At 67.3% G+C, this 17,326-nt stretch carries 11 protein-coding genes; 6 read left to right on the top strand and 5 right to left on the bottom strand.

Features of this window, described 5'->3' with window-relative positions:
* Positions 1 to 5 precede the first annotated feature (5 nt).
* A complete protein-coding gene (locus tag GPA27_RS03660; protein WP_169137953.1) occupies positions 6 to 2,027 on the bottom strand; it encodes a PAS domain S-box protein in 2,022 nt (673 codons plus the stop codon).
* Positions 2,028 to 2,284: 257 nt separating this feature from the next.
* Between GPA27_RS03660 and GPA27_RS03655 the strand changes: the two genes are divergently transcribed.
* Both GPA27_RS03655 and GPA27_RS03650 read left to right on the top strand, forming a co-directional pair.
* Entirely contained in the window at positions 2,285 to 2,926 is a 642-nt protein-coding gene (locus GPA27_RS03655) for a DedA family protein (protein ID WP_169137951.1), read from the top strand.
* A 140-nt stretch (positions 2,927 to 3,066) separates the two neighbouring features.
* Positions 3,067 to 4,947, top strand: a complete 1,881-nt coding sequence (locus GPA27_RS03650) for a putative bifunctional diguanylate cyclase/phosphodiesterase (RefSeq protein WP_169137949.1) — start codon at positions 3,067 to 3,069, stop codon at positions 4,945 to 4,947.
* 27 nt (positions 4,948 to 4,974) lie between these two features.
* On the opposite strand, the gene gdhA is transcribed toward GPA27_RS03650, so the two are convergent.
* Positions 4,975 to 6,318 carry an NADP-specific glutamate dehydrogenase gene (gdhA, locus tag GPA27_RS03645; RefSeq protein ID WP_169137947.1) on the bottom strand — a complete coding sequence of 448 codons (1,344 nt, stop codon included), beginning with the start codon at positions 6,316 to 6,318 and terminating at the stop codon, positions 4,975 to 4,977.
* A 206-nt stretch (positions 6,319 to 6,524) separates the two neighbouring features.
* Positions 6,525 to 9,803 (bottom strand): fused isobutyryl-CoA mutase/GTPase IcmF, encoded by a 3,279-nt coding sequence (icmF, locus tag GPA27_RS03640; protein WP_169137945.1) that lies wholly within the window; start codon positions 9,801 to 9,803, stop codon positions 6,525 to 6,527.
* A 150-nt stretch (positions 9,804 to 9,953) separates the two neighbouring features.
* Between icmF and GPA27_RS03635 the strand changes: the two genes are divergently transcribed.
* The 3 genes from GPA27_RS03635 (at position 9,954) to GPA27_RS03625 (ending at position 14,001) form a co-directional block, all read left to right on the top strand.
* On the top strand, positions 9,954 to 11,048 hold the full coding sequence (locus tag GPA27_RS03635; RefSeq protein ID WP_169137943.1) for an AraC family transcriptional regulator: 1,095 nt from the start codon (positions 9,954 to 9,956) through the stop codon (positions 11,046 to 11,048).
* A 110-nt stretch (positions 11,049 to 11,158) separates the two neighbouring features.
* On the top strand, positions 11,159 to 13,270 hold the full coding sequence (locus tag GPA27_RS03630; RefSeq protein WP_373322718.1) for a PAS-domain containing protein: 2,112 nt from the start codon (positions 11,159 to 11,161) through the stop codon (positions 13,268 to 13,270).
* On the top strand, positions 13,267 to 14,001 hold the full coding sequence (locus GPA27_RS03625; protein ID WP_169137941.1) for a response regulator transcription factor: 735 nt from the start codon (positions 13,267 to 13,269) through the stop codon (positions 13,999 to 14,001). The genes GPA27_RS03630 and GPA27_RS03625 overlap by 4 nt, the downstream gene beginning before the upstream one ends.
* Before the next feature lie 116 nt (positions 14,002 to 14,117).
* On the opposite strand, the gene GPA27_RS03620 is transcribed toward GPA27_RS03625, so the two are convergent.
* On the bottom strand, positions 14,118 to 15,782 hold the full coding sequence (locus GPA27_RS03620; RefSeq protein ID WP_169137939.1) for a hypothetical protein: 1,665 nt from the start codon (positions 15,780 to 15,782) through the stop codon (positions 14,118 to 14,120).
* A 193-nt stretch (positions 15,783 to 15,975) separates the two neighbouring features.
* Between GPA27_RS03620 and GPA27_RS03615 the strand changes: the two genes are divergently transcribed.
* The gene (locus GPA27_RS03615; RefSeq protein WP_050417575.1) at positions 15,976 to 16,452 is read left to right on the top strand and encodes a VOC family protein; all 477 of its coding nucleotides are present in this window, start codon (positions 15,976 to 15,978) and stop codon (positions 16,450 to 16,452) included.
* A gap of 8 nt (positions 16,453 to 16,460) precedes the next feature.
* Here the strand turns inward: GPA27_RS03615 and ypfJ are convergent, their stop codons facing one another.
* Positions 16,461 to 17,321: a KPN_02809 family neutral zinc metallopeptidase gene (gene ypfJ / locus GPA27_RS03610; RefSeq protein WP_169137937.1), complete on the bottom strand. Its 861-nt coding sequence runs from the start codon at positions 17,319 to 17,321 to the stop codon at positions 16,461 to 16,463.
* Positions 17,322 to 17,326 lie beyond the last annotated feature (5 nt).

The following is a 17,326-nucleotide window of genomic DNA, read 5'->3' as shown; positions in this document are numbered from 1 at the left end:
CCTCATTACCTGACGGGCACGGTGACGTCGATGCTCGTGCCGTCGCCGGGCGTGGAATGGATCGCGAAGGTTCCCTGCACCAGGCGGATGCGCTCGCGCATGCCGAGCAGCCCGAATCCGGCCTGGTTCGACGCATCGAGCACGAAGCCGACGCCGTCGTCGCGCACGGTCAGGCGCCAGTCGTCGCCGTCGCGCCGGAATGCCACCCATACGGTACTCGCCTGCGCGTACTTCGTGACGTTGGTGAGCGATTCCTGCAGCACGCGGAACAGCGTCGTCGCCTCCGTGCTGCCCCGCTCGGGTTCGTCCTCTTCCAGATCCAGCACCAGTTCGATGTCGGTGCGTTTGGAGAAATCGTCGGTGAGCCACGAGATCGCGGCGCGCAGGCCGAGGTCGTCGAGGATCAGCGGCCGCAGCTCGTAGGTGATGCGCCGCACCGAGGCGATCGTCTGGTTGAGCTGTTCCTTGATGGCTCCGACCTTGTCCTGCAGGTCGCCGCGTTCGCCGGGCAGGCGGCTGCCCAGCCAGGAGAGCTCGAGCTTGATCGCGGTGAGCCGCTGCCCGAGTTCGTCGTGCATTTCGCGTGCGATGCCGGCGCGTTCGTCTTCGCGCACCCGCTGCAGCGCCGTCGACAACTCCTGTAGCTGGCGATTGGTTTCACGCAGGTGAGTCTCGATGCGCTTGCGCTCGGTCAGGTCGCGCAGGACCACGGTGACGAAGCGCTGCCCCTGGGTCTCGCTGGACGAGAAGGTGGCGTCGGCGGGAAATTCGCGGCCGTCGGCGTGGCGTGCGGTGAGTTCGGCACGGCCGCGGCGCGCCTGCCGCGGCTCGCCCGAGTTGCGCCGCCGCCCGACGATGGCGTGATAGGCGCCGCGCGACTCGCCCGCGAGCAGGCGGTCGAAGGGCTCGCCGATCATGTCGCCGGCGCGGACGCCGAACATGTGCTCGGCCGCGCGGTTGAACAGCACGACGGACAGGTCCTCGTCGATCGTGACGATCGCATCCATCACCGACTCGACCATCTCGCGCAGGCGCTCCTCGCTGTCCTGCAGCGCGCGCGCCATCAGCGCCCGCCGGCGCATGCTCCACACCACACCGCAGGAGGCCGCCAGCAGCAGCGCGGCGACGATGCCGGCGCCCGCCACGATGGGGCGCGCGGTCATCGGCCAGGACACCAGCGCCGAATCCTGATCCACGGTGACGCCGATCAGGAAGGGATAGCGCGGCACGGGGTGGTAGGCGACGAAGCGGTTCTCGCCGGCGAGGGTCTCGGTGACGAGGATCGTGCCGGTCGGGCCGGCGGCCTTCTTGGTGAGCGCAGGCAGCCCCGTGACCGGCTGGTCGACCTTGTCCATGTCGCTGGGAAAGCTCGCGACCAGGTTGCCGCGCGCGTTGATCAGCTGGATCTGCTTGCCGAAGCGCAGGTCCAGCTCGCGGTAGAACGATTCGAAATAGTTCGCGACGACCGCCGCAGCGACGACGCCACGGAAATTGCCGCCGGCATCGACGAGGCGCGCGCTGAGGTAGAAGGTCCACTCGCCGTCGAAGCGACGGCGGTACATCTGGCTGACGAAGAGCCCTTCGTCCTTGCGCACGAGACTCGCGAAGTAGTCTCGGTCCGCTTCGTTGAAGCCGGGACGCGAGCCCAGCAGGGTCGAGTTCATGACGACCCCGCTGGCATTGACGACGAACATCGACGAGTACTGCGGCAAGCCTTCGGCCCGGGCCTTGAGGAGCGCCTGAACGGGGAAGCTGTCGAGTTCGAGCTGCAGCCCGATGCCGTCGGACAGCCGATCCTGGGCGCCGCGCAGCGCCATCGCGACGCCGTCGAGCGTGCGTGCGGTCTGCTCGGCGAGGATGCGGCTCAGGGTCGAGATCTCGCTGCGCGCGTATTCGATCTCGCGCTGGCGCATGTCATACAGCAGGAAGGCGGTGCCCCCGGCCAGCACGGCCAGCATCAGCGCGGTCAGCAGCATCACCGCGCGCACGGGCGGCTCGATCCAGAACTTGCGTAACAGGCCTGACATCCGGAATTCCCGTGACAAGGCCGGCACGCCCCTTCCGACCCGATGGTCGGACGCAGCCCGCCGGTGCGGGCGGACTATAGAAGGCGCGGCCGTGCTCAGCAAGTTTGAAACAAACAATTCAGCGTGGCGTTTCCTGCAACAATCGCCTGCGAGAATGCGCGGTTACGCTATCCGTCCGCGACGTCGCCGCCCGGCATTCCGGTCGCCGGCCCGGGCGTCGGGTAGAATTCCCGCCTTTCCCACCTGCGCACCCGTCCATGGAATTTCTCGCCCCGCTGCTCGACATCGTCCTTCACCTCGACAAGCACCTCGAAGCGCTGGTCAGCGCCTACGGCATCTGGATCTACGCGATCCTGTTCGCGGTGATCTTCAGCGAGACCGGCTTCGTCGTGACGCCCTTCCTGCCCGGCGACTCGCTGCTGTTCATCGCCGGCGCGCTCGCGGCGCTGGGCAACATGGACATCTCGCTGCTGATCCTGACGCTGACCGCCGCCGCGATACTCGGCAACACCGTCAACTACTCGATCGGCCGCTACTTCGGCCCCAAGGTCTTCCATTGGGAGAACTCGCGCTTCTTCAACAAGGCGGCGCTGATGAAGACGCACCTGTACTACGAGAAACACGGCGGCAAGACGCTCGTGATCTCGCGCTTCCTGCCGCTGTTCCGCACCTTTGCGCCCTTCGTCGCGGGCATCGGCAGCATGAGCTACGCGCGCTTCACGCTGTTCAACGTGATCGGCGCGGTGGCCTGGGTCGTGTCGCTGACGCTCGCCGGCTACTGGTTCGGCAACATGCCGTGGATCAAGCAGAACCTCACGCTGGTGATCGTCGGCATCATCGTGCTGTCGCTGCTGCCGCTGGTGATCGGCGCATTGAAGGCGCGCTCGACCGCATCCTGAGCGTGACGTAAGTGGCGGCGCAGCGTTGCGCCGCCGCGCGCCGGGCACTAGGATGAATTGTCGGCGGCGCGTGCGCGCGCCGCCGGCACGGCGATCGGGCCGACAGACGCCGTTGCGGTGCACGCGCAAAGGAGAGCGTCATGAGCTACGCCGAACGCGCGCTGCGCACGCTGAGCGCGGGCAACCGCACGCTGTTGCGGGCGCAGGACGAACCAACGCTGCTGCACGACATGTGCCGGGTGATCGTCGAACTCGGCGGCTACCGCATGGCATGGGTCGGCTACGCCGAGCACGACGAGGAGCAGACCATCCGCCCGATGGCGCACCACGGCGTCGAGGAGGGATTCCTGACGCTCGGCCACTTCAGCTGGGCCGAAGGCGACACGCCCGACGCGCGGGGTCCGACGGCCAAGGCGATCCGCAGCGGCAAGCCGGTGGTCATCCAGGACCTTCACAACATCCCCGACGTACAGCTGCCGATATCGCTCAATGAATCCTTCAGGCGCGGGTACGCGGCGCTCGCGGCCTTCCCGCTGATCATCAAGGGCGAAACCATCGGCAACCTGACGATCTTCGCTGCCGAGGCGGACGCGTTCGATGAATGCGAGACCGGGCTCCTGGCCGAGATGGCGGACGACCTCGCCTTCGGCATCGCGACGCTGCGCATGCGCGAGCGCCATCGCGAAGCGGAGGAAACGATCCGCCACATGGCATTTTTCGACGCGTTGACCGACCTGCCCAACCGCAGCTCGGTGGGCGAGACGCTCGCCGCGGAGATCGCCCAGGCGCAACAGGAAAACCAGTCGATGGCGGTGCTGCTGCTGAAGGTCGGGCGCTTCCAGGAGATCAGCGACACGCTCGGCTACCAGGAAGGCGACCACCTGATCGTCGAGATGGCCGGGCGCCTGAAGCACATCGCCGGGCCGAACAAGTCGGTCGCGCGCGTCGGCGAGGACGAGTTCGCGCTCATCATGCCGCGCTCGAGCGCGGAGGCGGCGATGCGCGTCGCGCACCATGCGATGCGCGAGGTGTGCGACCCGGTGATGTTTGCCGGGCTGGCGATGGATCCGCACGCCCATATCGGCATCTCGCTGTACCCCGGGCATGGCAATACGCCCGAGGCACTGCTGCGGCGTGCGAAGATCGCCGCGGTGCAGGCGCGCCGGACGGCGTGCAAATACACGCTGTACAAGGGCACGGAAGACCGCGAGAGCACGCGCCGGCTGGAGCTGATGAGCGAGCTGCGCAGCGCGATCGACCACAACGAGCTGCTGCTGTACTGCCAGCCGAAGGTCGCCATCCGCAGCGGCGAGATCTGCGGTGCGGAGGCGTTGGTGCGCTGGCAGCACCCGCAGCACGGCATGATCGCCACCGGCGAATTCATCGCGCTCGCCGAACACGCCGGCCTGATCATGCCGCTCACGCGCTGGGTGCTGGAAGCCGCCTTCCGCCAGTCCTATGCGTGGCACGAACGGGGAATCAAACGGCCGCTGTCGGTGAACCTGTCGGCGCAGGACCTGCGCGATCCACGTCTGATCGACCGCATCAGCGGCCTGTTCGCGACCTGGGCGCTGCCGCCCGAGCTGGTGCAGTTCGAGCTCACGGAGAGCGCGCTGATGGAGGATCCGGCGGGCGCGCTGGAGACGCTCGGCCAGCTCAAGGATCTCGGCGTCGAACTCTTCATCGACGACTTCGGCATCGGCTATTCCAGCCTGAGCTACCTGCAGAAGCTGCCGGTCGATTCACTGAAGATCGACCATTCCTTCGTCACCAGCATGCTGATCAACGCGGGTTCCGCGGTCATCGTGCACTCGACCGTGGAACTCGGGCACAACCTTGGCTTGGGCGTGGTCGCCGAGGGCGTGGAGAGCGAGGCGCTGTGGGACCGGCTCCTGGAGCTGAACTGCGACACCGCGCAGGGCCACTTCGTCGGCCGGCCGATCCCGACCGAACAGTTCGACGAATGGGAGGCGCAGGCGCCGTGGAGCCGTTCGCCGGGCGGCGACGTCGCGCTGCACTGAGCGCGCCGCCCCGCCCGTGCGTGAGCGTCAGATGACGCCCTGCGCGAGCATAGCGTCGGCGACCTTCGCGAAACCGGCGACGTTCGCGCCATCCACGTAGCTGACCGAGCCGTCCGCACGGCGGCCATGCTGCACGCAGGCGTCGTGGATGCTGTGCATGATGCCGAGCAGGCGCGCATCGACCTCTTCGCGCGGCCACGACAGGCGCATCGCGTTCTGGCTCATCTCGAGGCCCGAGGTCGCGACCCCGCCGGCGTTGCTGGCCTTGCCCGGGGCGTACAGCACGCCGCCATCCTCGAACACACGCACCGCCTCCGCCGTCGAGGGCATGTTGGCGCCTTCGGCGACGCACTTGACGCCGTTCTTGACCAGCTTGCGCGCGGCCTCGCCATCGAGCTCGTTCTGCGTCGCGCACGGCAGCGCGACGTCGACCGGAATGTGCCACGGCGACACGTCGGGCAGGAAGTTGGCCTTCACGCGCTGCGCGTAGTCACTGACGCGGCCGTAGAGGTGGTTCTTTACTTCCATCAGCTCGGCGAGCTTCTCGGTCGTGAAGCCGTCCTCGTCGATGACCGTGCCGCTCGAATCGGACACCGTGACGACCTTCGCGCCGAGCGCCATCGCCTTCTCGACCGCGTACTGCGCGACATTGCCCGAACCCGACACACTTACGCGCAGGCCGTCGAAGGACATGTCCTTGCGCTTGAGCATCTCCTCGGCGAAATACACGGTGCCGTAACCGGTCGCCTCGGGGCGGATCAGCGAGCCGCCGAAGGCCAGGCCCTTGCCGGTGAACACGCAGTCGGCGCGGTTCGACAACTTCTTCATCATGCCGGCCATGAAGCCGACTTCGCGCCCGCCGACACCGATGTCGCCGGCCGGCACGTCGGTGTCCGAGCCCACATGGCGGAACAGCTCGCTCACGAAGGCCTGGCAGAAGCGCATGACTTCCGACGGGCTCTTGCCCTTCGGGTCGAAGTCCGAGCCGCCCTTGCCGCCGCCCATCGGCAGCGTGGTGAGCGCGTTCTTGAAGGTCTGCTCGAAGGCGAGGAACTTGAGGATCGAGAGGTTCACCGAGGGGTGGAAGCGGATGCCGCCCTTGTAGGGGCCGATCGCCGAGCTGTGCTGGATGCGGTAGCCGCGGTTGACCTGCACGTCGCCGTGGTCATCGACCCAGGACACCCGGAACATGATCACGCGCTCGGGCTCGACCAGGCGATCGAGCAGGCCCTGCTCGGCATACTTCGGATGACTGGAGATGAAGGGCCACAGGCTTTCGATCACCTCGGTGACGGCCTGCAGGAATTCCGGCTGGCCCGGGTTGCGTGCCGCGACGTGTTCCAGAAAGTTCTCGAGCGACTGGTATTTCATCGGATTCCCTCAAATGGTGCATTCAGACGAGTCGGCGATAGTTCGCCCGCATTTATGCACCATTATTGGGCATGCAATCAACGATTTTTTAGATTCTCATTAACTTTTTGCCCCACCGTGGCGCGCCTCGCGCGCCATCCGGCGCTGCGACCAAATAAAACGGCGCCCGCGGGCGCCGTCTTTCGTGATACCGGAGCGCAGTCCGCTTACATGCTGCGGCGATACTGGCCGCCCACCTCGTACAGCGCGCTCGTGATCTGGCCGAGCGAGCAGTAGCGCACCGCATCGACGAGCACCTCGAACACGTTGCCGTTTTCGATCACGGTCTGGCGCAGCTTGGCCTGCCACTTCGGCGCCTCGGCCTTGTTGCGGGCGTGGAAGTCCGCGAGGCGCGTGAGCTGGCCCTGCTTCTCTTCCTCGGTCGAACGGGCAAGTTCGATTTCCTGCTGCGCCTGGCCCTTCGGGTTGAGGAAGGTGTTCACGCCGATGATTGGGTAGGAGCCGTCGTGCTTCTTGTGCTCGTAGTAGAGCGACTCCTCCTGGATCTTGCCGCGCTGGTAGCCGGTTTCCATCGCGCCGAGCACGCCGCCGCGCGACGCGATGGCCTCGAACTCCTTGAGCACGGCTTCTTCGACGAGATCGGTGAGCTCGTCGATGATGAACGCGCCCTGGTTCGGGTTCTCGTTCTTCGCCAGGCCCCATTCGCGGTTGATGATCAGCTGGATCGCCATCGCGCGGCGCACCGATTCCTCGGTCGGCGTCGTTATCGCCTCGTCGTAGGCGTTGGTGTGCAGCGAGTTGCAGTTGTCGTAGATCGCGATCAGCGCCTGCAGCGTCGTGCGGATGTCGTTGAAGTCCATCTCCTGCGCATGCAGCGAGCGGCCCGAAGTCTGCACGTGGTACTTCAGCTTCTGGCTGCGCTCGTTCGCGCCGTACTTGTTCTTCATCGCCACGGCCCAGATGCGGCGGGCGACGCGACCGATCACCGAGTACTCGGGGTCCATGCCGTTGGAGAAGAAGAAGGACAGGTTCGGCGCGAAGTCGTCGATATGCATGCCGCGCGCGAGGTAGGACTCGACATAGGTGAAGCCGTTCGACAGCGTGAAGGCGAGCTGCGAGATCGGGTTCGCACCGGCTTCGGCGATGTGGTAGCCGGAGATCGACACCGAGTAGAAGTTCTGCACCTTGTGATGGACGAAGTACTCCTGGATGTCACCCATCATCTTCAGCGCGAATTCAGTCGAGAAGATGCAGGTGTTCTGGCCCTGGTCTTCCTTCAGGATGTCGGCCTGCACGGTGCCGCGCACCGAGGACAGCGTCCATTCCTTGATCTTCTGGAACTCGGTCTCGGTCGGCTCGCGGCCGTTGTCCGCGCGGAACTTGGCGACCTGCTGGTCCATCGCGGTGTTGAAGAAGAACGCGAGGATGATCGGCGCCGGGCCGTTGATCGTCATCGACACCGAGGTCGTCGGGCAGCACAGGTCGAAGCCGTCGTACAGCACCTTCATGTCGTCGAGCGTCGCGATCGACACGCCCGAATTGCCGATCTTGCCGTAGATGTCCGGACGCGGATCGGGATCGCAGCCATACAGCGTCACCGAGTCGAACGCGGTCGACAGACGGTGCGCGGGCATGCCTTCGGAGACGCGCTTGAAGCGGCGGTTGGTACGGAAGGCATCGCCTTCGCCGGCGAACATGCGGGTGGGATCTTCGCCTTCGCGCTTGAATGCGAACACGCCGGCCGTATAGGGGAAGGAGCCGGGGACGTTCTCCTTCATCAGGAATTTCAGCGACTCGCCGTCGTCATCGAAGCTGGGCAGCGAGACCTTGCGGATCTTCGTGCCCGACAGCGAGTCGGAGGTCAGCTTGGTGCGGATCTCCTTGTCGCGGATCTTCACGACGTATTCGTCGGCAGCGTACAGCTCCTTGGTGCGCGGCCACATGTCGAGCAGCTTCTTCGCCGCCGGCGTCAGCTCGCCATCCTTCCAGTCGATCATCTCGGCGAACGAGCCAGCATCCTTGCCGCACTGCTCGAACAAGGCCTTGGCGATCTTCAGCGACTGGCGCTCGCGCGCGACGCGGGCCTGCTGCTGCACGTGCTTGTGATAGTCGCGCACGCTGTCGGCGATCTCGGCGAGGTAGCGCACGCGCTCGGCCGGCACGATCGCGCGCCCACGGCTCGAGGCCTTGATCGTGACCTTGGGCAGGTTGCCCGGCTTGGCTTTCAGGCCCTTCTCGACCAGACGCGGGAAGATCGCCTGGTACAGCGCGGTGATGCCGTCGTCGTTGAAGCGCGCGGCCATCGTGCCGAACACCGGCATCTCGTCGGTCGGCGTGCTGAACAGCTCGCGGTTCCTCTGGTACTGCTTGCGCACGTCGCGCAGCGCGTCCTCGGCGCCCTTGCGGTCGAACTTGTTGATCGCGACGAAGTCGGCGAAGTCGAGCATGTCGATTTTCTCGAGCTGGCTCGCGGCGCCGAATTCGGGGGTCATCACGTACAGCGACAGGTCGACGTAGGGCACGATCGCAGCGTTGCCCTGGCCGATACCGGAGGTCTCGACGATAACCAGGTCGAAGCCGGCGAGCTTGGCGGCGGCGATGACCTCGGGCAGCGCGGCGGAGATCTCGGAGCCGGTGTCGCGCGTCGCCAGCGAGCGCATGTAGATGTTCTCGTGCTCGATCGCGTTCATGCGGATGCGGTCGCCCAGCAACGCGCCGCCGGTGCGCTTGCGCGAGGGGTCGATCGAGACGATGCCGACGCGCAGCTTGTCGTTCTGGTCGAGGCGGAAGCGACGCACCAGTTCGTCGGTGAGCGAGCTCTTGCCCGCGCCGCCGGTGCCGGTGATGCCGAGGGTCGGAGTCTTGACCTTCGCGGCGGCCTCGACGAGCGCCTTCTTGACGTCGTCGCCATAGGCGCCGTTCTCCAGCGCCGTGATGATGCGCGACAGGCTGCGCAGCTGCGTCTTGCGCTCGCCGGTGGTGAGCGCCTTGACGACGGCGTCGGCCGAACCCGGCGCGGCGCTGGTGAGGTCGAAGTCGGAGTTCGCGACGAGGTCGTTGATCATCCCCTGCAGGCCCATCATCGCGCCGTCTTCGGGCGAGTAGATGCGGGTGACGCCGTAGTCGTGCAGCTCCTTGATCTCGGACGGGACGATCACGCCGCCGCCGCCGCCGAAGACCTTGATGTTCTCGCCGCCGTTGGCCTTCAGCAGGTCGATCATGTACTTGAAGAACTCGACGTGGCCACCCTGGTAGGAAGTGATCGCGATGCCCTGCACGTCTTCCTGCAGCGCGGCGTTGACGATCTCGCCGACCGAGCGGTTGTGGCCCAGGTGGATGACCTCGGAGCCGGTCGATTGCAGAATCCGCCGCATGATGTTGATCGATGCGTCGTGGCCGTCGAACAGCGCCGCGGCGGTGACGAAACGCACCTTGTGCTGCGGCTTGTAGGTGACGAGCTTCTTGGCTTCGCTGAGATTGGTCATGCCTTCTTCCCTCTGGTTGGCGCCCGGACGGCGCTCGGTCATGTTTGTGGGCTTAATGGTAGAAGGCGGAAGAGGTATTTGCCATTGTGCGCAGCGACGACAATCGTGCAAAATCCGCCAATCACTCATCGACCCTCCGGACGCTTCCGCATGCCCGTCCCCCTACCGCCCCCCGGTATCGACGCGCCGCCGCTTCGCCCGAAGCGCGCCACGGTGGCCATGGGTTTCGTCACCGGCATGCTCGCGGGCCTGCAGGGCCGGGGGCGAGATCCGGCGCCCTTTCTCGCCACGGCCGGCATCGACCTTGCAGACCCCGCCACGCGCGTCCCGATCGACCGTTACGCACGGCTCTACAACGACATCACGCGCGCGCTCGACGACGAGGGCTTCGCGCTGTTTGCGCAGCCGATGCGCAGCGGCAGCTTCGAGTTCCTGTGCCGCGGCATGCTCGGCGCCGCGACGCTGGGCGACGCGCTCGACCGCGCGGCGCGCTTCCTGCGCATCGTGCTGCCGGACCTCGCGGTGAGCGTGCGCCGCGCCGCGGACCCCGACGACGAGCGCGCCGAGCTGCGCATCTCGGAGACGCGTCGCCTCACGGACTACCGCGGCGACCCGGCACGCGTGTTCGCGTTCGAGTGGCTGCTGCGGCTGATCCACGCCGTGTCGTGCTGGCTCGTCGGCCGCGGCCTGGCGCTCGACTCGGTGCATTTCCCCTACCCGCGCCCGGCCCACGCCGACGACTACGCGCTGGTCTATACGGAACATTCCTTCTTCGACGCCGGCACGCTCGTCGCGCGCCTGCGCGACAACCTGCTCGACCTGCCGGTGCGCCGCGACGAAGCAGCGCTGAACGCCTTCCTCGACGGCGCGCCGGGCAAGATCACGATGCTGTACCGGCGCGACCGCGACATGGTGCTGCGCGTGCGCGACCTGCTGCGCGACGCGCTGCCGGCGAGCCTCGCGCTGGACGACATCGCCGTGCGCCTGCATCTTTCGCCGCGAACGCTGCACCGCCGCCTCGAGGACGAGGGCGCGACCTTCCGCTCGATCAAGGACGCGCTGCGGCGCGATATCGCCTTGTCGCGGCTGACGAAGACGCGACTGCCGGTCGCAACCATCGCCGCCGAGCTCGGCTATGCCGACACCTCGGCCTTCTACCGCGCCTGCGTGGCGTGGACCGGGCTCTCGCCCGAGCGCTTCCGCCAGCAGCTGCACCAGCAGCCGGGTGGCAGCCGACCCGCGTAGGGTGGCGTCTCATTTGCGTCGAGGGGGCGCGCTCGTCCGCTTCCGCTAGTCCGCTTCGACATCCACGACCTGCTCTAGAATGGTGCAGACTCCGCCGAGACACCCGCCCGATGCTACGTAACGCCCCCTCGCCCGAGCCCTCCAGACCCGCTGCGCACCGCATGTCCTCGCACGAGCTGCGGCGCTACGACCTGCTGCTCGCCGGCCTCGACCTGCTCGACCAGGCCATCGCCGTGTTCGACGCGACCCCCAAACTCGTCACCTGGAACAAGGCGATGCTGCGCCTGCTCGATTTTCCCGAGAGCATGGTGCGCGTCGGCACCCCGTTCGAGGAGTTCGTGCGCTTCAACGCCGAACGCGGCGAGTACGGCGACGGCGAACTGGAGAAGCTGGTGTCCGAGCGCATGGCGGCCGCGCGCGCCTTCCTGCCGCACTACGCCGAGCGCAAGCGCCCGAACGGCAAGATCCTCGCGATCCGCGGCGTGCCGATCCCCAACCTCGGCTTCGTCTCGCTGTGGACCGACATCACCGAGCAGCGCCGCGCCGAGGAGGTGATCCACCAGCAGAACCTCGAGCTGGAAGCGCGCGTGAAGGCGCGCACGCAGGAACTCGAGAACGCCAACGCCCGCCTCGCCCACGCCAACGCCGAGATCGACGAGATCGCCGGCGCGCTGCGCCGTAGCGAGGAAAAGCTCAAGACCATCATCGACTCGATCCCCGCGCTGATCGCCTACGTCGACCGCAACGAGGTGTATCAGTTTGCCAATCGCGGCTATGCCGAGTGGTTCGGGCTGAACAAGGACGAGATCGTCGGGCGCACCATCGCGAGCGTGTTCGGCCCCGAGCTCTATCCGCTCGTGCGGCAACGGCTGGCGATCGTGGACCGCGGCGAGCGCGTCAGCTACGAATACGCACGCAAGCTCGCCAACGGCCGGACGGTGCATGCGCGCAGCGTCATCGTCCCCGAGATGTCGCCGCAGGGCGAGGTGCAGGGCTATTTCGTGCTGTCTTCCGACATCACCGAGCAGAAGGCGAGCCAGGCCGCGCTGATCCAGGCGCAGAAGATGGAGGCCGTGGGCCAGCTCACCGGCGGCCTCGCGCACGACTTCAACAACCTGCTGACGATCATCATCGGAAATCTGTCGGCGCTGCAGACGCAGGCGCCCGGCGGCAGCCTGAGCGAGCATCTCGACCCGGCGCTGCACGCCGCGCGCCGCGGCGCGGAACTCATCAAGCGCCTGCTGACTTTCTCGCGCGGCCAGGCGCTGGAACCGCGCGCGGTCGAGGTCGGCGCGCTGGTGCAGGACATGGCGCAGCTGCTGGCGCGCTCGCTGACCGAGAACGTGCGCCTGCACACGAACCAGCCGGACGCGCCGCTGCACGCCTTCGTCGACGCCCACCAGCTCGAGAACGCGCTGCTCAACCTCGCCCTCAACGCGCGCGACGCGATGCCCGACGGCGGCGACCTGACGATCGCGATCGGCGAGCGCCACCTCGACGAAGGAGTGGCCACGCTCGCCGAACTGCCGGCCGGCGACTACGTGCAGATCGACGTCACCGACACTGGCAGCGGCATCGACCCGGAACTGCTGCCGCGCCTCTTCGAACCCTTCTTCACGACCAAGCCCTTCGGGCGCGGCAGCGGGCTGGGCCTGGCGATGGTGTATGGCTTCGTGCGCCAGTCCGGCGGCAACATCCGTATCCGCAGCGCGCCCGGCAAGGGCACGACGGTCACCTTCGTGCTACCGCGCGCGGAAGCTCCCGCGCCGGCCGACGAGAACGGCACGCCCCCGGCGGTGAGCGCGGGTCGCAGCGTGTCCGGCCCGGTCCTGCTGGTCGAGGACGAACCCGAGGTGCGGCGTATCATCCGCCTGCAGCTCACCGCGCTGGGCTACACGGTGATCGAGGCGGCCGACGGTGTCGAGGCGTGGCTGCTGCTCGAGGCGGTATCCGACATCGCGATGCTCGTCACCGACACCATCATGCCCGGGGGCATCGGCGGGCGCGAACTGGTGACGCGGACGCGCGCCTTGCGTCCCGACATGCCCATCCTCATGATTACCGGTTACGCGAGCGACAACGCCCTCGCCGGCACCGCCGAGCTCGACGTGCCGGTGCTGCGCAAGCCCTTCGACCAGGCTACGCTCGCCGCCGCGCTCGACGAATTGCTCGAACACCCAGGAACCGCAGCCATCCAGAGAGAGGAAGCCCCCGACCGATGACCGGACAAGAGACTTCGTCGCCGCTGATCCTCGTGCTGGAAGACGAGCCCGACATCGCGCGCATCATCTGCAGCGCGCTGTCCGGCTACGGCTTCCGCAGCGAACACCTGCGCACCGGACGCGACCTGCTCGCGCGTGCGCACCAGACCGCGCCCGATCTCGTGATCGTCGACCTCGGGCTGCCCGACATGGACGGCATGCAGGTCGTGCGCGAACTGCAGGACGGCAGCCCCTGCGCGGTGCTGATCCTCACCGGCCGCAACGACGTCACCGACCGCGTGCTGGGCCTCGAGCTGGGCGCCGACGACTACATCGTCAAACCCTTCGAGCCGCGCGAGCTGGTCGCCCGCGTGCGTTCCATCCTGCGCCGCTACGCGCGCTCGGCCACGCCCGAGGCCAGTAGCGATGCGCCCGCCGAACGCACCGTCGCCCGCTTCGGCGACTGGCGCTTCGACACCGGACGCCACTCGCTGGTGCACACGGACGGCAGCGAAACCGCCCTGTCGTCGGCCGAAGCCGCCCTGCTCCTGACGCTGGTGCGACGCCCGAACAAGATCCTCAGCCGCGAGCAGCTGCTCGGCGAACGCGACGTCGACCCGTTCGACCGCAGCATCGACGTGCGCATCTCGCGCCTGCGCCGCAAGCTCGGCGACGACCCGCACAGTCCCAAGATGATCAAGACGGTGTACGGCGCGGGCTACCTGTTCGCCGCGCAGGTGAATTGGGAGTAGTCGCGCACGGGCGGAAGCGCATGCTGCCCGCCCGCGCGCCGTAATCAGACGGCTGCGACGTAACCGGAACGAGGCAGGCGGATGCGAAGGGCGCCGAGCTGGCCGGACTTGCCAGATCAGGGGCCGCGCCGCCACACCGCAGCCAGCGCCTTCGCCTTCAGCCACACGGAAAGGCGATCGTCCGACAGCGCATCGAGGAAGTCCGACAGGCGCTTGGACTTCGCCATCGTGTACAGCGTCAACACTGCCGTGGCGGTGCCGACGACGCCGAACATCGCGAGCCGCTGCGCGATGGGCGCGTCGGCCTCGGCCAGCAGGTTCATGCCCAGGAAGCCCGTGGTGATCGAGCCGATCAGGCCGAACACCGTGACCACCGTCAGGCGCACGACGGTGTTCGCCTGTCGCCGCAGGCTGTCCGCGGCGAGGTAGTCGTCCATGTCGGCGATGCGTTCCTTGACCTCCGCGTACAGCGGATCGAGCTCCAGATGCGCGGCGGTCATGCGGAACAGCGTACGCGCCTGCGTCTGCTCGGCGATCTCGTGGAACCAGTAACGGTGCGTGAAGCGCAGAAAACCCTCGAAACTTGCACGGATCGCGCGCTTGAAGCGGCGCACGCTGGCGGGATCGCCGACATCGAGCCGCTTCAGCGCCTCGACGAGGCGGTCCGAGAACATCAGCAGCGCCGCCTTCTGGAAATGCGCGATCAGGAACAGCAGGAAGTGCTGGTGCCGGAACTGCCCCAGCACGCCGTATTCGCGGCTCGTGAAGTAGGCCGAACGCGCGTCACCGACGACCGCGATCGCGTGACCGCTGCACAGGTAGCGCGTGTACGGCGCGGCGCCGCTGTCGCTCCAGAAGCGGTCGTAGCAATAGCGCCGCTCGAAGTCGGCGATCTCCGACTCGGCGAACAGATCGCGCTCGCCGCCGTCGGGCGCGAGCGGATCCTCCCGCGGCGCGGGTCCGCTCACGAGCCCCAGGCGGATGAAATCGCTGCGGGCGAGGGCCGCAGGCTCGTCGACGGCGAGATAGGCCATCAGGGGCATGCGGTAATACTCGATCTGGCGGTAGCGCAGGGCGCCCTCGCGCTCCGAGCGGTCGCTCACCAGCGGCTCCAGCACGTAGGCCCAGTGGGCCGCGATGCGCGGCGCGCGGTGCTGGCGGACATGGCCGAGAAAATCGTCGCGCCGAAGCTCGTCGGACGCCGCGAGCACCGCGCCGTCCGCGCCCAGCCAGTCGAAGCGGGCGAGACTGTGCATCGGTCGGCCGCCGGCATTCCAGCCGGATGGATAGGCGCGCCCGAAGCGGTACATCAGTTCCTGGACGAGCGACAGCGGGAGATCCTCGGCCCGCAGCGCCACCTTCAGGAGCACGACGTCGACATCGAAGAAGAAGTGCAGCCGGATCTGCGTGAGGTCGAGCCGCACCGGTGCGTCCCCGTCGCGCACCGCGACGCGCGCCGCGACGATGTCGCTGCGCTCGAAGATGCGCATCGGGGACTCCTCGTAGCCGCCCTCCCCGCTGCGCCCGGACACCCCGTCGCCGTACAGGAAGCGCTGGACGTATGGCAGGAAGGTGACGAATTCGTTGTAGTGCCGCTCGGAGAAATGCTCCCGCTCGCGCGCGTACTCGCGCCACGCCGAGGTCGCGGCCGCCTGCTGCAGCAGCCACCACGGGCGCTGCCGGGTTCCCGACGGATCCTCGACCGGCAGCAGCCGCAGCGGCCACAGCAGCGTCAGGTTGAAGTGCCGCACAACGGGATCGTGAGCCTGACTGTTGGCCATCGCGGAGGACCCTGTCGGAGGAGGAGCCGGATGCGCCAGTGTAATCACGGACAACGCATACAGGCCACCAGCCCCGCCAGCGCAGACGACCGGGTGCGACATTTGCCACGCCCGCCGCTGCCCTCTCGACGCAGACGGGCGAAACCGCCATAATTATGAATTCTTAATCCAAACGACCCGCGGAGATATTCCCATGACGCAGCGCCCGTTCAAGATTCTCGGCATCCAGCAGATCGCCATCGGCGGTCCGAGCAAGGACAAGCTCAAGACCCTGTGGGTGGACATGCTCGGCCTGGAAGTGACCGGCAACTTCGTCAGCGAGCGCGAGAACGTCGACGAGGACATCTGCGCGATGGGCAAGGGGCCGTTCAAGGTCGAGGTCGACCTGATGCAGCCGCTCGACCCGGAGAAGAAGCCGGCCGTGCATGCGACGCCGCTGAACCACGTCGGCCTGTGGGTGGACGACCTGCCGAAGGCGGTGGAATGGCTTTCCGCCAACGGCGTGCGCTTCGCCCCGGGTGGCATCCGCCGCGGCGCGGCGGGCTACGACATCACCTTCCTGCACCCGAAGGGCAACGACGAATTCCCGATCGGTGGCGAAGGCGTGCTGGTGGAACTGGTGCAAGCCCCGGCGGAAGTCGTCGAGGCCTTCGCGAAGCTGGCGGGCTGAGCTGACGCCTACAGTCGCGCGACGCTGAAGGTGTCGCAGGCCTTCAGCGTGCCCTTCTCCAGCCCGGTGCGGAACCAGCGCACGCGCTGCTCGGAGCTGCCGTGTGTGAAGCTGTCGGGCACCACCTGCCCTTGCGTCTGCTTTTGCAGGCGGTCGTCACCGATCGCGGTGGCGGCCCCCAGCGCTTCCTCGACGTCGCCCGCCTCCAGCACCTGGCGACTGCGATCGGCGTGATGCGCCCACACACCCGCCAGACAGTCCGCCTGCAGTTCCACGCGCACCGACAGCAGGTTGCCTTCACGCTCCGACACGCGCTCGCGCGCCTGCTGCACCTTTTCCGAAATCCCCAGCAGGTTCTGCACGTGGTGGCCCACCTCATGTGCGATCACGTAGGCCTGCGCGAAGTCGCCGGGCGCACCGAAACGCTGCTGCAGTTCCGTGAAGAAGGACAGGTCGAGATAGACCTTCTGATCCGCCGGGCAGTAGAACGGCCCCATCTCCGACTGGCCGACACCGCAGGCGCTGCGCGTCGCCCCCGTGTACAGGACCATGCTCGGATCACGGTACTGCTTGCCGCCAGCGCTGAAGATCGGCCCCCAGGTGTCCTCGGTATCGGCCAGCACCATCGACGTGAAGCGTGCCAGCTCATCCTCCGCGGCCGAACGGGGGGCTGCGGGGCGCGCGGATTCCGCCGCAGGCGGCTGCGTGATGCTCGCAGTGTCCAGCACCACGCTTGGGTCGATGCCGAAGTACATCGCCACCAGCGCCAGAATGATGGTGCCGACGCCGATGCTGCGGCCGCCGCCGAAACCTCCCGCGCCGCGGCGATCCTCGATGTTGTTGCTCTCGCGGCCCTTGCGAAAAAGCATGCGTC

It is taken from the genome of Aromatoleum toluolicum (genome assembly GCF_012911005.2).
Taxonomy (GTDB): Bacteria; Pseudomonadota; Gammaproteobacteria; order Burkholderiales; family Rhodocyclaceae; genus Aromatoleum; species Aromatoleum toluolicum.
The sequence above is the reverse complement of the archived record's forward strand: the minus strand, read 5'-3'. Positions and strand labels throughout refer to the sequence as shown.

What these genes read in the sequence shown, in the direction of transcription:
- GPA27_RS03660 (WP_169137953.1), bottom strand. Translation starts at nt 2,027, where the DNA reads ATGTCAGGCCTGTTACGCAAGTTCTGGATCGAGCCGCCCGTGCGCGCG.
- GPA27_RS03655 (WP_169137951.1), top strand. Translation starts at nt 2,285, where the DNA reads ATGGAATTTCTCGCCCCGCTGCTCGACATCGTCCTTCACCTCGACAAG.
- GPA27_RS03650 (WP_169137949.1), top strand. Translation starts at nt 3,067, where the DNA reads ATGAGCTACGCCGAACGCGCGCTGCGCACGCTGAGCGCGGGCAACCGC.
- gdhA (WP_169137947.1), bottom strand. Translation starts at nt 6,318, where the DNA reads ATGAAATACCAGTCGCTCGAGAACTTTCTGGAACACGTCGCGGCACGC.
- icmF (WP_169137945.1), bottom strand. Translation starts at nt 9,803, where the DNA reads ATGACCAATCTCAGCGAAGCCAAGAAGCTCGTCACCTACAAGCCGCAG.
- GPA27_RS03635 (WP_169137943.1), top strand. Translation starts at nt 9,954, where the DNA reads ATGCCCGTCCCCCTACCGCCCCCCGGTATCGACGCGCCGCCGCTTCGC.
- GPA27_RS03630 (WP_373322718.1), top strand. Translation starts at nt 11,159, where the DNA reads ATGCTACGTAACGCCCCCTCGCCCGAGCCCTCCAGACCCGCTGCGCAC.
- GPA27_RS03625 (WP_169137941.1), top strand. Translation starts at nt 13,267, where the DNA reads ATGACCGGACAAGAGACTTCGTCGCCGCTGATCCTCGTGCTGGAAGAC.
- GPA27_RS03620 (WP_169137939.1), bottom strand. Translation starts at nt 15,782, where the DNA reads ATGGCCAACAGTCAGGCTCACGATCCCGTTGTGCGGCACTTCAACCTG.
- GPA27_RS03615 (WP_050417575.1), top strand. Translation starts at nt 15,976, where the DNA reads ATGACGCAGCGCCCGTTCAAGATTCTCGGCATCCAGCAGATCGCCATC.
- ypfJ (WP_169137937.1), bottom strand. Translation starts at nt 17,321, where the DNA reads ATGCTTTTTCGCAAGGGCCGCGAGAGCAACAACATCGAGGATCGCCGC.